Origin of the sequence: Micromonospora sp. NBC_01739 (assembly GCF_035920385.1) — a bacterium.
Classification (GTDB): domain Bacteria; phylum Actinomycetota; class Actinomycetes; order Mycobacteriales; family Micromonosporaceae; genus Micromonospora.
Map to the genome: position 1 here is coordinate 4,158,136 of NZ_CP109151.1, position 13,868 is coordinate 4,172,003.

11 protein-coding genes and 1 pseudogene are annotated in these 13,868 nt (G+C 70.5%); 4 read left to right on the top strand and 8 right to left on the bottom strand.

Annotated features, from left to right (window positions below; translation table 11 throughout):
* The first annotated feature begins 18 nt into the window (after positions 1 to 18).
* Both OIE53_RS18680 and OIE53_RS18685 read left to right on the top strand, forming a co-directional pair.
* Positions 19 to 972 (top strand): acyl-CoA desaturase, encoded by a 954-nt coding sequence (locus OIE53_RS18680; protein ID WP_327022823.1) that lies wholly within the window; start codon positions 19 to 21, stop codon positions 970 to 972.
* A gap of 113 nt (positions 973 to 1,085) precedes the next feature.
* A complete protein-coding gene (locus tag OIE53_RS18685; protein WP_327022824.1) occupies positions 1,086 to 1,769 on the top strand; it encodes a TetR/AcrR family transcriptional regulator in 684 nt (227 codons plus the stop codon).
* 13 nt (positions 1,770 to 1,782) lie between these two features.
* Here OIE53_RS18685 and OIE53_RS18690 read toward each other — a convergent pair whose 3' ends face one another.
* The 7 genes and pseudogenes from OIE53_RS18690 to OIE53_RS18715 all read right to left on the bottom strand — a co-directional run bounded on the left by OIE53_RS18690 (position 1,783) and on the right by OIE53_RS18715 (position 7,986).
* On the bottom strand, positions 1,783 to 2,256 hold the full coding sequence (locus OIE53_RS18690; RefSeq protein ID WP_327022825.1) for a DUF4383 domain-containing protein: 474 nt from the start codon (positions 2,254 to 2,256) through the stop codon (positions 1,783 to 1,785).
* A gap of 200 nt (positions 2,257 to 2,456) precedes the next feature.
* Positions 2,457 to 2,528 (bottom strand): annotated as a pseudogene (locus tag OIE53_RS28505) (hypothetical protein); the annotation flags it as partial.
* Positions 2,524 to 2,979: a DUF4383 domain-containing protein gene (locus OIE53_RS18695; protein ID WP_327022826.1), complete on the bottom strand. Its 456-nt coding sequence runs from the start codon at positions 2,977 to 2,979 to the stop codon at positions 2,524 to 2,526. The pseudogene OIE53_RS28505 and the gene OIE53_RS18695, both read right to left, overlap by 5 nt.
* A gap of 137 nt (positions 2,980 to 3,116) precedes the next feature.
* Complete coding sequence (locus tag OIE53_RS18700) at positions 3,117 to 4,919, bottom strand: ABC-F family ATP-binding cassette domain-containing protein (RefSeq protein ID WP_327022827.1); 1,803 nt, start codon at positions 4,917 to 4,919, stop codon at positions 3,117 to 3,119.
* Between the two features lie 202 nt (positions 4,920 to 5,121).
* Positions 5,122 to 6,069, bottom strand: coding sequence for a 4-(cytidine 5'-diphospho)-2-C-methyl-D-erythritol kinase (locus OIE53_RS18705; RefSeq protein ID WP_327022828.1), 948 nt, complete (start codon positions 6,067 to 6,069; stop codon positions 5,122 to 5,124).
* A gap of 103 nt (positions 6,070 to 6,172) precedes the next feature.
* Positions 6,173 to 7,036 (bottom strand): 16S rRNA (adenine(1518)-N(6)/adenine(1519)-N(6))-dimethyltransferase RsmA, encoded by an 864-nt coding sequence (gene rsmA / locus OIE53_RS18710; protein ID WP_327022829.1) that lies wholly within the window; start codon positions 7,034 to 7,036, stop codon positions 6,173 to 6,175.
* Between the two features lie 56 nt (positions 7,037 to 7,092).
* On the bottom strand, positions 7,093 to 7,986 hold the full coding sequence (locus tag OIE53_RS18715; RefSeq protein ID WP_327022830.1) for a TatD family hydrolase: 894 nt from the start codon (positions 7,984 to 7,986) through the stop codon (positions 7,093 to 7,095).
* 102 nt (positions 7,987 to 8,088) lie between these two features.
* Between OIE53_RS18715 and OIE53_RS18720 the strand changes: the two genes are divergently transcribed.
* On the top strand, positions 8,089 to 10,998 hold the full coding sequence (locus OIE53_RS18720; RefSeq protein ID WP_327022831.1) for a hypothetical protein: 2,910 nt from the start codon (positions 8,089 to 8,091) through the stop codon (positions 10,996 to 10,998).
* Positions 10,999 to 11,127: 129 nt separating this feature from the next.
* On the top strand, positions 11,128 to 11,979 hold the full coding sequence (locus OIE53_RS18725; protein WP_327027276.1) for an alpha/beta fold hydrolase: 852 nt from the start codon (positions 11,128 to 11,130) through the stop codon (positions 11,977 to 11,979).
* Positions 11,980 to 12,034: 55 nt separating this feature from the next.
* On the opposite strand, the gene metG is transcribed toward OIE53_RS18725, so the two are convergent.
* The gene (gene metG / locus OIE53_RS18730) at positions 12,035 to 13,837 is read right to left on the bottom strand and encodes a methionine--tRNA ligase (RefSeq protein WP_327022832.1); all 1,803 of its coding nucleotides are present in this window, start codon (positions 13,835 to 13,837) and stop codon (positions 12,035 to 12,037) included.
* Between the last annotated feature and the right edge of the window lie 31 nt (positions 13,838 to 13,868).

Genomic DNA, 13,868 nt, shown 5'->3' on the forward strand with positions numbered 1-13,868 from the left:
GTACCTGTGTGAGGTTCCATGTCCACTGCCCTACTCGACTCCGGCCCGAAACCGCTAACCCAGGGTGCCCAGTCGCGCGGGATCCTCGTCGCGCTGTGGGCCTTTGTGGTGATTCCTTTCCTCGCGTTGTTCGCCGCCGTACCGGTGGCCTGGGGTGGTTGGCTCAGCTGGGTCGACGTGGGTGTCGCCGGCTTCTGGTACGTGGTGTCCGGCCTGGGTATCACGGTGGGCTACCACCGGTACTTCACCCACGGCTCGTTCAAGGCGAAGCGGTGGCTGCGGGTGGCCCTGGCCGGTTCCGGTTCCCTCGCCGTGCAGGGCGACATCATCCAGTGGGTGGCCGACCACCGTCGCCACCACGCCTTCTCCGATCTGGAGGGTGACCCGCACTCGCCGTGGCGCTTCGGCACCAGCGTGTGGGGCCTGACCAAGGGGCTGTTCCACGCCCACATGGGCTGGCTGTTCGGCCGTGAACTGTCCAACCGGGAGCGTTTCGCCCCGGATCTGCTCAACGATCGGGACATCCGGCGGGTCGGTGAACTCTTCCCCGTGCTGGTGATCGTCTCGGTGCTCGGTCCGGCGCTGATGGGTGGGCTGCTGACCTGGTCCTGGCAGGGTGCCTTGACCGCGTTGTTCTGGGGCGGCCTGGTCCGCATCTCCCTGCTGCACCACGTCACCTGGTCGATCAACTCGGTGTGCCACGTGTACGGGGAACGGCCGTTCATGATGCGCAACGGTGACCGGGCGTCGAACTTCTGGCCGTTGGCCATCGTGTCCTTCGGGGAGAGCTGGCACAACCTGCACCACGCCGATCCGACGAGTGCCCGGCACGGGGTGCTGAAGGGTCAGATCGACATCTCGGCCCGGGTCATCTGGCTGTTCGAGAAGGTCGGCGCGGCGTGGGATGTGCGCTGGCCGAAGCCGGAGCGGCTGGCGGCGAAGCTGGCCAAGCCGGCTGACCAGACGGTCTAGCCCGCGAGCCGACCCGCCACCAGAAAGTTACCTGGCAGTATGTTCGGGTGACCGGGCAGAAGACAGGAAGCATTCCCCAACAGGGCGTCACCGAGCGCCAACGAGGTGACGAGATGGCCGAGGTTCCCAGCGGGGAAAGCGACAAGCGGCGGCGTACGGTGCGCGCCGCGTCGACCAAGCCGACCTCGCGGGTACGCATGTCGGCCGCGCAACGGCGCGAGCAACTGATCGCGATCGGTCGGCAGATCTTCGCCGAGCGGGGTTTCGACGCCACCTCCATAGAGGAGGTGGCGTCGCGCGCCAAGGTGTCCAAGCCGGTGGTCTACGAGCACTTCGGTGGCAAGGAAGGGCTCTACGCGGTGGTCGTGGACCGGGAGGTCCGGTCCCTGCTGGACCGGATCACCACGGCGCTGACCGCCGGCAATCCGCGCGAGTTGCTGGAGCAGGCGGCGTTGGCCCTGCTCGGCTACATCGAGGAGGAGACCAGCGGGTTCCGGGTGCTGGTACGCGAGTCGCCGGTGCTCTCCGCGACCGGCAACTTCAGCAGTGTGATGAACGATGTGGCGCATCAGGTGGAGCACATCCTGGGTGCGGAGTTCTCCAGCCGGGGCTACGACCCGAAGCTAGCGGAGTTGTACGCGCAGGCCCTGGTGGGCATGGTCGCGTTGACCGGCCGTTGGTGGTTGGAGGTGCGTAAGCCGCGCAAGGAGACGGTGGCGGCGCACCTGGTCAACCTGTCCTGGAACGGCTTGTCGCACCTGGAGGCGAAACCAGGGTTGATCAGCGCGGGACGCTGATCAACCCTGCACCTCAGCGGCGGTGGCTCTCGGCGACGGGGTGATAGCGGCGGTTGCGTTCGGCCTCGGCGTGCTCCGGCGGCCCCACCTTGTCGTAGAGCCCGGTGCCGAGCAGGATCAGGCCGAAGAGCAGCGACACGACCACGGTCGACATCGAGAAGTTCAGGAAGTTGGCGCGGGTCTGCAGGAAGGACATCATCAGCAGACCGGTGATCAGGAAGACGGCTCCGGCGGTCAGGTTCATGTAGTGACCCAGGTTGCCGCGCCGGGAGGCCCCGATGATCAGCACGATCCCGAAGATCACCGAGACGAGCGAGAAGGCCAGGTTGGTCCGCAGTCCCAGGGCCCAGTTGCTGTCCCGGGCGAACAGCGGTTCACCCCAGGTGGAGGCGGTACCCCAGACCCCGAAGGCCAGGATGTAGAGCCCGATCAGGCCGGACAGCACCCGGTAGAACAGCCGCGCCGGGTGGTTGATGGGAATGTGCATCGGCCCTCCAGGCCACCAGGAACAATCCCGACAATTGTCCCCCTCCCACCCCACCCCCGTCAGCCATTTCCCCACCCACGGCCCGCGCGGCAACGACGACCCGCAACCACGACGGGTTTCGCCGGAGCCCGACCCGCGCAGGGATCAAGCCTGACCGCCCGGAGCGGGTCGGGCTCCGGCGAAACCCCACCGCAGGCAGGTCAAACCCCAGCGAAACCCCACCGCAAGACGGTCAGGCCCAAGCCGAACCCAAACCAGGAACCAGACTCAGAGCACGAGCCGAGCCTTCTGCCAAGCCTCGTGCTCCTCGTCCGTACCCACCTTGCTGTACATGCCGACCATCAGCAGGGTCAGGCTGAGCAGCATCAGCACGACGACCGTGGCCACGCTGAAGTTGAAGATGTTGGCCTCGGTGCGGATGAAGGCCAGCCCACCCAGGCTGACCACCATGATCAGGTACGCGCTCCACTGGTTGATCAGCACGTCCAGGTTGCGGCCGATCGCCGTACCGGCCAGCACGGCGGCGCCGAAGATGAGGCTCAGCAGCGAGAGGCCGAGGTTGGTCCCCTGCCCGAGCACCCGGGTGTCGCCCTGCCCGAAGAACGGGTCGCCTGCGCTGGCGAAGAAGCCGAGCACACCGAAGATCACCAGGTACAGACCGATCAGCCCGCCGATCGCCCGGTAGATCGGCCGCGCGGGGTGGTTGACGGGGGTGTGGGCCATTTCTGTGTCTCCAAGGCCGTTGGGTCAGGGTCTTCGGGCGATTCTCCCGCACCCTGTGGTGTGACGCCGCACACGGGGTCCCCGGCAGGCGGCGACGCCGCCGGTCGTCCGGTCCCCGGGCGGGGTCGGCGGGTGGCTCAGCCGGCCGGGATCTCCTCGGCCAGGGCGAGCCAGGCCAGCTCGATCTCTTCCCGTTCCGCGCGTACCTGGTGCAGTTGGGCGTCCAGTTCGGCGACCTTGGCGTAGTCGGTGGCGTGGGTGGCCAACTGGTCCAGCAGGGTGGCTTCCTTCTGCTCCAGCTTGCCGACCTGCCGTTCCAGTCGGGTCAGTTCCTTGCGGGCCTGTCGCGCCTCGGCGGCGCTCATCGCGCTGGTGGCGGTGGAAGCGGGGGTCGGCGCGGGGGTCGGGGCGGTCCCGGGGCGGTCCCGGTCTGCGGCGCGGCTGAGGTACTCCTCCACCCCGCCGGGCAGGTGCACCAGCCGCCCGTCGCCGAACATGCCGTACGCCGTGTCGGCCACCCGCTCGATGAGGTACCGGTCGTGGCTGGCCACCACGATGGTGCCGGGCCAGGAGTCGAGCAGGTCCTCCAGGGCGGCGAGGGTGTCCGTGTCGAGGTCGTTCGTGGGCTCGTCCAGCAGCAGCACGTTGGGTTCCCCGGCTAGCAGGCGCAGCATCTGCAACCGGCGGCGTTCGCCTCCGGACAGGTCGCCGACCGGGGTCCAGAGCCGCCGGTCGTCGAAGCCGAAGACCTCGGCGAGTTGGGCGGCGGAGATCTCCCGGTCACCCAGGCGTACCCGGCGGGCGACCTCCTCGACGGCTTCCAGGACGCGCAGTTCGCTGGGGAGTTCCCGCAGTTCCTGGGAGAGGAAGGCGGGTCGCACCGTGGAGCCGGTGACCAGCCGGCCGCCGTCGGGGCGGGTGATGCCGGCCAGCATCCGCAGCAGGGTGGTCTTGCCGGCACCGTTGGCGCCGAGGATGGCTACCCGGTCGCCGGGGCCGACCTGCCAGGTGGCGTCCTCGAGGATGGTCTTGGGGCCGGCGTGCAGCCGGACGTGCTCCAGGTCGTACACCTGCTTGCCGAGCCGGGCGGTGGCCAGGCGTTGCAGGGAGGTGGTGTCGCGCGGGGGTGGCACGTCGGCGATGAGGGCGTTGGCCGCGTCGATGCGGAACTTCGGTTTGGAGGTTCGGGCGGGTGCGCCTCGGCGCAGCCAGGCGATCTCCTTGCGGAGCAGGTTCTGCCGGCGGGCCTCGGTGGCGGCGGCCACCCGTTCGCGTTCGACGCGGGCCAGGGTCCAGGCCGCGTAGCCGCCCTCGTAGGCGCGGACGGTCTGGTCGGCCACCTCCCAGGTGGTGGTGCAGACCGCGTCGAGGAACCAGCGGTCGTGGGTGACCACGACGAGGGCGCCCTTGCGGCCGAGCAGGTGCCGGGCCAGCCAGTCGACGCCGCCGACGTCGAGGTGGTTGGTGGGCTCGTCGAGGATGAGCAGGTCGGCCTCGCGGACCAGCAGGGCGGCCAGGGCTACCCGGCGGCGTTCGCCACCGGACATCGGTCCTACCGGCGTGTCCAGACCCAGGTAGGGCATGCCGAGCCCGTCGAGGATGGCGCGTACGCCGGCGTCACCGGCCCATTCGTGCTCGGCGCCCATGCTCTCGGCGAGCCATTCGGTGCCGAGCACGACGTCACGGACGGTGGCCTCGGGGCTGAGGGTGAGGTTCTGGGGCAGCCAGGCGACCCGCAGGTCACGGCGGTGGGTGACCCGGCCGTCGTCCGGTTCCTCGGCGCGGGTGAGCAGCCGCAGCAGGGTCGACTTGCCGGCACCGTTGAGCCCGACCACGCCGATCCGGTCGGCGTCGTCGAGGCCGAGGGAGACGTTGGTGAGCAACGGCCCGGCAGCGCCGTAGCCCTTGGACACCCGGTCCAGGTTGACGATGTTGGCCACGAACCCACCTCTCATGATCAAGGCGTCCCGGTGCCGGCGGGCACCTGGGGACGCCTGACTCTCAGGGTACGCGGAGCGCCACCGCCACCGCCCACGGCCGGTACCGATGATCGCGCTCGTTCTGGGATCGAGTGGTCTCGACTCGCTACGAGGCCACTCGATCCCGGATCGAGCGTGATCTGGCAGGTGGCCGGAAAGCAGGTCAGGTGATGCGGGCGCCGTGGACCGGGCCGTGGGCGGTGCGGGCCTGCCGGCACACCTCGGCGGCGGTCAGCTCGGCGGCGATCCGTTGCGCGTCGGCGGCGTCGAGGGCCAGGAAGACGCAGGTGGGGCCGGAGCCGGAGACGATGCCGGCCAGGGCCCCGGCCGCCTCCCCGGCCTTCAGGGTGGCCGCCAGGGAGGGGCGCATGGACAGCGCGGCGTCCTGGAGGTCGTTGCCGAGGGCGCCGGCGAGCACCCGGGGGTCGCGCTGGCGCAGGGCGGCCAGCAGGGCGTCCGTGCTGCCCAGGGCCGGTCCGGCCGCCCCGGCCTCGCGCAGCCGGTCGAGTTCGCGGTACGCCTGGGGGGTGGACAGGCCGCCGTCGGCGATGGCGACCACCCAGTGCCAGGAGGTGGGGCGGGCCAGGACGGGGCTGATCGCCTCGCCCCGGCCGGTGCCGAGGGCGGTGCCGCCGTGGATCAGGAAGGGCACGTCCGAGCCGAGGTCGGCGGCGATGCCGGCCAGTTCCTCGCGGGACAGGCCGGTGCCCCAGAGGGCGTCGCAGGCGACCAGGGTGGCGGCGGCGTCCGCGCTGCCCCCGGCCAGGCCGCCGGCCAGGGGGATCTGCTTGCGCAGGTGCAGTCGGGCGTGGGGCATCACCCCGGCGTACCCGGCCAGGGCGTGGGCGGCCCGGATGACCAGGTTGGAGTCGTCCAGGGCGAGTTCACCGGTGCCCTCCCCCTCCATGGTCAGGGTCAGGGTGTCACCCCGTCGGGCGGTCAGCTCGTCGTAGATCGAGATCGCGTGGTAGACGGTGTTCAGTTCGTGGTAGCCGTCCCGGCGCAGCGGGCCCACCCCCAGGTGCAGGTTGACCTTGGCGGGCACCCGTACCTTCACCGGCCCGCTGGCCCCGCGCCGCTCGTCGTCCTCCGGTCGCCAGGCCTCGGTCACCGGGTGCCACCCCGCCCGTACGACGGCACGAACGACTTCTCCACGATCAGCTCCTCGGCGGTTGTCAGGCGGCCGGTCCCGCGTCGGCGTCAGCCTACTGGGCTCAGGAGGTACCGCTCCGGGCCGACGCGGCCACCGCGGCGAACTGTTCGACCGTGAGGGATTCCCCCCGGGCGCCGGGGTCCACTCCGGCGGCGGTGAGCGCCGCGGCGGCCCGGTCGGCACCCCCGGCCCAGCCGGACAGGGCGGCCCGCAGGGTCTTGCGACGCTGGGCGAACGCGGCGTCCACCACGGCGAAGACCCGCTCCCGGGGTACGTCGGTGCGGGGTGGTTCGCGGCGGGTGAAGGCGACCAGACCGGAGTCGACATTGGGTACCGGCCAGAACACGTTAGGTGGCACCTTCCCGGCGGCGCGGGCGTGGGCGTACCAGGCGAGTTTGACCGACGGGATGCCGTACACCTTCGAGCCGGGACCGGCGACGAGCCGGTCGGCGACCTCCTTCTGCACCATGACCAGTCCGTGCCGGAGGCTGGGCAGCACGGCGAGCAGGTGCAGCACCACCGGCACGGCCACGTTGTAGGGCAGGTTGGCCACCAGGGCCGTCGGGGCCGGGTCGGTCAGTTCGGTGCCGGTGATCCGCAGCGCGTCGGCGTGGTGCACGGTGAGCCGGGCGGCGTACGGGCCGGCGTGCCGGGCGGCGGTCTCCGGCAGCGCCGCCGCCAGGGTCGGATCGATCTCCACGGCGTGTACGTGGGCGGTGGCGGGCAGCAGGCCCAGGGTCAGCGAGCCGAGCCCCGGCCCGACCTCCAACGCCACGTCCTCGGCGGCTAGCCCGGCGGCGGCGACGATCCGGCGCACGGTGTTCGGGTCGTGCACGAAGTTCTGCCCGAACCGCTTGGTGGGGGCGACACCGAGCCGGGCGGCGAGGTCCCGGATCTGTGCCGGTCCGAGCAGGTCTGCGGCCATAGCCCGACAGCCTACGGGTAGCGAAGGGCCCGCTATTACCGCCTCGTGGAGGACGATCAGTGCCAGGGGCCGAAGGCACGCTCGCCGGTGGCGGAGATCGCGGCGCACAGGTCGTCCAGGTCGGCACCGGTGGTGGCGGCCAGGGCCCGCACGGTCAGCGGGATGAGGTACGAGGCGTTCGGTCGTCCCCGGTACGGCGTCGGGGTGAGGTACGGCGCATCCGTCTCGACCAGGATCTGGTCCAGCGGGGTCAGCGCGGCGGCTTCACGCAGCGGGGCGGCGCTGGCGAAGGTGACCGTCCCGGCGAAGCTGAGCAGGAATCCCCGGCGGACACATTCGGCGGCGAACTGGGCGTCGCCGGAGAAGCAGTGCATCACCACGGTGTCCGGGGCACCCTCGTCGTCGAGGATGCGCAGCACCTCGTCGTGGGCCTCCCGGTCGTGGATGACCAGGGTCTTGCCGTACCGCTTGGCGATGGCGATGTGGGCCCGGAAGCTCTCCTCCTGGGCGGCCCGGCCCTCGTCGCCGGTGCGGTAGTGGTCCATCCCGGTCTCGCCGATGCCGCGTACCCGGTCCCGGGCGGCCAGCGCCTCGATCTCCCGCAACGCGGCGTCGAGGTCGGCCAGCCGGGGTGCCTCGTTGGGGTGCAGCGCCACCGTGGCCAGTACGGCGGGATGCCGGTCGGCCACCTCGGCGCCCCACCGGGAGGAGTCGACATCGACGCCGACCTGGACCAACCGGTCGACCCCCACCGCGGCGGCGACCTCGATCGCGGCGGCGACCGGGTCGGCGGCGTCAGCGGCGCCTGGCACCCCGACCTCGCTGACGGTGATGTCCAGGTGGGTGTGGCTGTCGAGCACCGGCCGGGGCAACGGCTCGGGTGCGGGCGGGAACTCACCGGCGCGGCGGGCCGCGCGCTGGCTGCGGGACTCGGTCATCAGCGACAGCATCACACATCCGGCCGCTGCGCCCGCGCACCGCCCGGAAGATGTCGGACCTCATGGATATCGTCAGCGCTTCGGCGCCATCGCCGATGCATCCCGGAGGTACACATGATCCATAGAAGACTGCTCGGTGCCCTGACGGCACTGGCCGTCGGCACCACAGGCGTCGTGCTGGTCGTCTCCAGCCCGGCATCGGCGTACGGGCTGAGAAGCCTGGTCCCCACCACCTGGGCCTGGACCGATTCCACCGCACCCCACACCTCCTTCGTCGACCAGCGGAGCGACATCCCGGTCGGCCGTTGGCTGGACGAGGAGGAGAACACCCACACCTCCCGCTCCTACTTCACCTTCGACCTGACCGCGCTGCGGGGGCGGGTGGCACACGAGGCCTCCTTCGCGGCGCGGGAGAAGCTGGTCACGGACTGCACCCGTTCCGCACCGGTGCAGCTCTGGCGGACCGCCCCGGTCACCTCGACGACCTCCTGGAAGAAGCCGCCGAAAGAGCTGGAGTTGCTGACCACCCTGTCCCGGTCGGCCGACCAGAGCTGCCCCGGTGGCTACCTGACCCATGATCTGACCGAGACCCTGCGCGCCGCGCTGCAGCGAGGTGACCAGACCCTGACCCTCGGCCTGCGCATCGCCGCGTCGAGCGAGCGGGACAAGCGGCTCGGTCGTTGGCTGGCCGCCCTGCCCGGGATCTCCCTGCGGGACAACGGCGTGCCCACGGTCGGTGAGGTGGGCCACCACCCGAGCGGCGCCTGTGGCACCGCCGACGCACCCGTACCGGTCAACCGGCGGTCGACGGAGTTCCGGGCGCAGGTGACCGACCCCGACCAGAACGATCGGGCCCGTGCCACCTTCGCCGCCTGGCCGGTGGCCGCACCCGAGCAGCGGGTGGAGCGCGGTGGCCTCGGGTACGCCGGCGGCATCTTCCGCACCGAGTGGGACACCAGCGGCTACCCGCACGACACCCTCGTCGCCTGGGCGGCCCGAGCCGAGGACGGCTACGACCAGTCCGAGTGGTCCACGCCCTGCTACGTACGGGTGGACGGGGTGGCACCGGCGCAGGCACCGACCGTGACCTCGGCCGAGTATCCCGAGGGGCGGGGGTTCCCGGGGCACGGCGGGCCGGGCATCTCCGGGACCTTCGTGCTCGACTCGCAGGGCGAGGAGGACGTGACCCGTTACCGGGTCTACGACACCAGTGCCGGGATCAACGAGTGGATCGACGTGGCCCCCGGTACGGCGGCCAACTACACCTGGGCGCCCCGTCGCAGCGGTTCACACTCCTTCGAGGTGTGGGCCCTCGACGCGGTCGGCAACACCTCGCCGGTGCGGCGGTACGAGTTCATCGTCCGGGACACCGCGCCCCGGTTCGAGGTGCAGGTCGGGGGCGTGGGGTTGCCCAGCACGGTGACCATGCGCTCCCCGGTGGCCGAGGTGACCAGCTTCGGTTACCGCATCGATGACGGCACCGAGGTCCGGGTGCCCGCGACCGACGCGACGGCCAGTGTCGAGCTGACCTTCCCGGAGCGCGCCACGTACCAGTTGGTCGTCTCGGCGTACGTCGGCGACACCCTCTCCGGGGTTCGCAGCGAGACGGTGCACGTCTCCGACGCCCCGGTCGTGGAGTCGGCGGACTTCGCCTTCCCGGACCGTCCCGGGGTGGTCGGCCGGGAGGGCAGCTTCACCTTCCGACCGCGTACCACCGAGGTAGTGGCGTACCGCTACGCCTTCGGCAACGACGAGGAGATCCGGATCGACGCGGGGCCGACCGGGGTGGCGACCCTGACCTGGACGCCGTCCCAGGGGGGCGGGCACGCCCTGCGGGTGCGGTCGGAGCGGGCCGACGGTGCTCTCTCCGAGGTCGAGCGGTACGAGTTCAGCGTGACCGACCCTCGCCCGACGGTCCATTCCAACGACCTGGAGGTCTGGCCGCGCCAGGACGGTGCCGGGGTGCCGATACGGTTCTCGTTCCACAGCCGGATGGCGGAGGTCACCGAGTTCGTCTACCGCTTCGACGACGAGACGGAGCTGACCGTCCCGGCGGAGTTCGGCAGGGCGTGGGTGACCTGGACGCCGCAGTGGGCCGGGGAGCATGAGGTGACCGTGCGGGCCCGGTACTCCTCCGGCGAGCTGTCGCCGGCGGCCCAGTGGCCCTTCACGGTCTGGTCCGGGCCGGTGGTCCGGTCACCGCAGTACGACGAGATCAGCTCCGAGGGCCGGGTGGGTCGGGAGGCCACCTTCACCCTGCGGCCCGGCCTGCCCGGCGTGCAGCGGTACACCTACCGGTTCGAGGGCGGGGAGGAGCAGACGGTCGAGGCTTCGGCCGACGGTTCCGCCACCCTCACGTACACCCCGGGATATCCGGGCTACCAGACCCTTGAGGTCACCGGTGAGCATGCGGGCGGCATCACCTCCGAGACCCGGACGTACGCCTTCAGCGTCAAGAACGACCGGGTCTCGGTGTACGGGTTCTACAACGAGTGGGGTCCGCAGGGCGGCATCGGGGTGCCAGGCTGGATGTCGTTTCATTCAGAGTTGTTCCCGGACGTGGCCGAGTACGTCTACCGGCTCAACGACGGGCCGGAGCAGACCGTGGCCGCCGACCCGGAAGGCACCTCCACCCCGCTGACCATCACCCCGGACCGCAACGGCAGCAACACCCTCCAGGTACGGCAGCGGTTGCGGGACGGTCATCTCACCCCGCCCACGGAGTACACCTTCCTGGTGGGGACGGCGCCCCTGGTGGCCTCGCCGGAGTACCCCGCCGGGCAGTGGAGCGGTGGGGTCGGCATCGGCGGGCAGTTCACCTTCAGCGGCGGCACCACCGGCATCGTGGAGTTCGAGTATCGGATCGGTGCCGAGCCGCCGGTGACGGTGCCGGCGGTCGACGGCTCGGCGACCGTGGGCTGGACGCCCGCTGAGCCGGGGACTTATCAGATGTCGGTACGAGGACGCACCGGCGAGGACACCTGGACGGACACCGCGAACTACCAGGTCTACGTGCAGTACTGACGGCCGATCGGGTCGGTTGAGGTTCAACCGGTGGCCCCGGTTTCGCTTCTGCGGGACCGGGGCCACGCATATCGGTCGGCGGGAGGGGAATGCGCGAGCGACCGCGTCATGGCGACCGTAGGAGTGGAGATGCCCTTCATCACCGTCGGTACGGAAAACTCCGCACCGATCGATCTGTACTACGAGGATCATGGGTCCGGTCAGCCGATCGTGCTGATCCACGGTTTCCCTTTCAGCGGATCGACCTGGGAGAAGATCTCCGGGCCGCTGCTCTCGGCCGGATATCGGGTGATCACCTACGATCGGCGCGGTTTCGGCAACTCGGCCCAGCCCTCGTTCGGGTACGACTACGACACCTTCACGGCCGACTTCGACATCCTGATGACGGAGTTGGACCTGCGTAACGCGATCCTCGTCGGCCACTCGATGGGCACCGGGGAGGTGACGCGCTACCTGGGCGCGTACGGCTCGGAGCGGGTGGATCGGGCGATTCTGCTGGCGCCCCTGGCGCCGTACCTGACGAAGGCCCCGGACAATCCGGAGGGGGTCGACCCCAGCCTGCTGGAGGAGTTCAAGCAGGCGATCATCGACGACCGGTTCGCCTATCTGACCCAGTTCTGCAACGACTTCTTCAACTACGCCGAGAATCGGGGCACCCTGGTCAGCGATGAGGCGTACCGGGCGCACTGGGACATCGGTGCCCGGGCCTCGGCGATCGGCACCCACGACTGCGTGGACTCCTGGGGCACGGATTTCCGCAGCGACGTGTCCCGCATCGACGTGCCCGTGCTGATCGTCCAGGGCGACCAGGACCGGGTGTTGCCGTACCCCAAGACCGGTCAGCGGTTGCAGCCGATGCTGTCGGACAGCCGGCTGGTCACCCTCAAGGGCGCTCCGCACGGCACCCCGTGGACCAACGCCGACCAGGTACTCCAGGCGATCATGGAGTTCATCGGATCGCCCGTGCGGGCCCGGGCCTGACCGGCCCGGAAGACGGGCGCGGCCCCGGTGCGGGGGTCGCGCCCGTCACGCGATCTCAGCCGCCGAGCCGGGCCAGTTCCTCGTCCACGATGGAGGGGTCCAGCTTGCGGAAGACCGGCTTGGGCGCCGCGAGGGGCCGACCCACCTCGAGGGGTACGGACTCCCAGCGCGCGCCCTGGGTGTAGTCCCCGGTCAACACCGGGTACGCGGGCCCGCCGTCGAGGTCCTCGACCTGCTCGATGACCGGCATCGGGGCGTGCACCCCGGTGCCGCCGAGCAGCTCGTGGACCTTCTGCGCGGAGTGCGGCAGGAACGGGGTGAGCAGCGTGTTGGCGTCGCTGACCACCTGGAGGGCGACATGCAGGATGGTGCCCATCCGGGGCTTGTCGGCCTCGTCCTTGAGCTTCCAGGGGGCCTGCTCGGAGAGGTAGCGGTTGGCCTCGGCGACCACCTTCATCGCCTCACCGATGGCCTGCTTCTGCCGGTGCCGGGCGATCAGGTCACCCACGGTGGTGAACCCGGCGCGGGCCACCGCCAGCAGCGCCTCGTCGGCCTCGGTGAGGCCGTTCGGGTCGACCGCCGGGATCTGGCCGAAGTTCTTCGCCGCCATGGAGATCGACCGGTTGACCAGGTTGCCCCAGCCGGCGACGAGTTCGTCGTTGTTGCGGCGGAGGAACTCGGCCCAGGTGAAGTCGGTGTCGTTGCTCTCCGGGCCGGCCACCGCGATGAAGTAGCGCAGCGCGTCGGCGTCGTAGCGCTCCAGGAAGTCCCGGACGTAGATGACCACCCGACGGGAGGAGGAGAACTTGCGCCCCTCCATGGTCAGGAACTCGCTGGAGACCACCTCGGTGGGCAGGTTGAGCCGCCCCAGCTGCCCCGGTTCGCCGTCCCGGCTGCCCTCACCGGAGTAGCCGGCCAGCAGGGCCGGCCAGATGACCGAGTGGAAAACGATGTTGTCCTTGCCCATGAAGTAGTACGCCTGGGCGTCCTTACCGGCCCCGTCGGTGGACCACCACCTGCGCCAGGCTTCCGGGTCGCCGGTGCGGCGAGCCCACTCGATGGAGGCGGAGAGGTAGCCGATCACCGCGTCGAACCAGACGTAGATCCGCTTGTCGGTGCGCTCCCGCCAGCCGTCCAGCGGGATCGGCACCCCCCATTCCAGGTCGCGGGTGATGGCCCGGGGCTGGAGGTCGTCCAGCAGGTTGCGGGAGAACCGCAGCACGTTCGGGCGCCAGCCCTCGCGGGTGTCCAGCCACTGGCGGAGCACCTCGGCCAGGGCGGGCAGGTCGAGGAAGAAGTGCTCGGTCTCGACGAACTTGGGGGTCTCCCTGTTGATCTTCGACTTGGGGTTGATCAGGTCGATCGGGTCTAGCTGGTTGCCGCAGTTGTCGCACTGGTCGCCGCGGGCGCTGTCGTACCCGCAGATCGGGCAGGTGCCCTCGATGTACCGGTCGGGCAGGGTGCGGCCGGTGGAGGGGGAGATCGCCCCCATGGTGGTCTTCGGGACGATGTAGCCGTTGCGGTACATCCCCTCGAACAACTCCTGCACCACGGCGTAGTGGTTGCCGGTGGTGGTGCGGGTGAACAGGTCGTAGGAGAGGCCGAGGCCGTGCAGGTCCTCCACGATCACCCGGTTGTACCGGTCGGCCAGCTCCCGCGGGGTCAGCCCCTCGGCGTCGGCCTGCACCTGGATCGGGGTGCCGTGCTCGTCCGTGCCGGAGACCATGAGCACGTCGTGTCCGGCCATCCGCATGTACCGGGCGAAGACGTCGGAGGGAACGCCGAAACCGGAGACGTGGCCGATATGGCGGGGGCCGTTGGCGTACGGCCAGGCCACTGCCGCGAGAACGTGACTCATGCCGAGCAAGCCTAGTGACCCGGCACCGGAG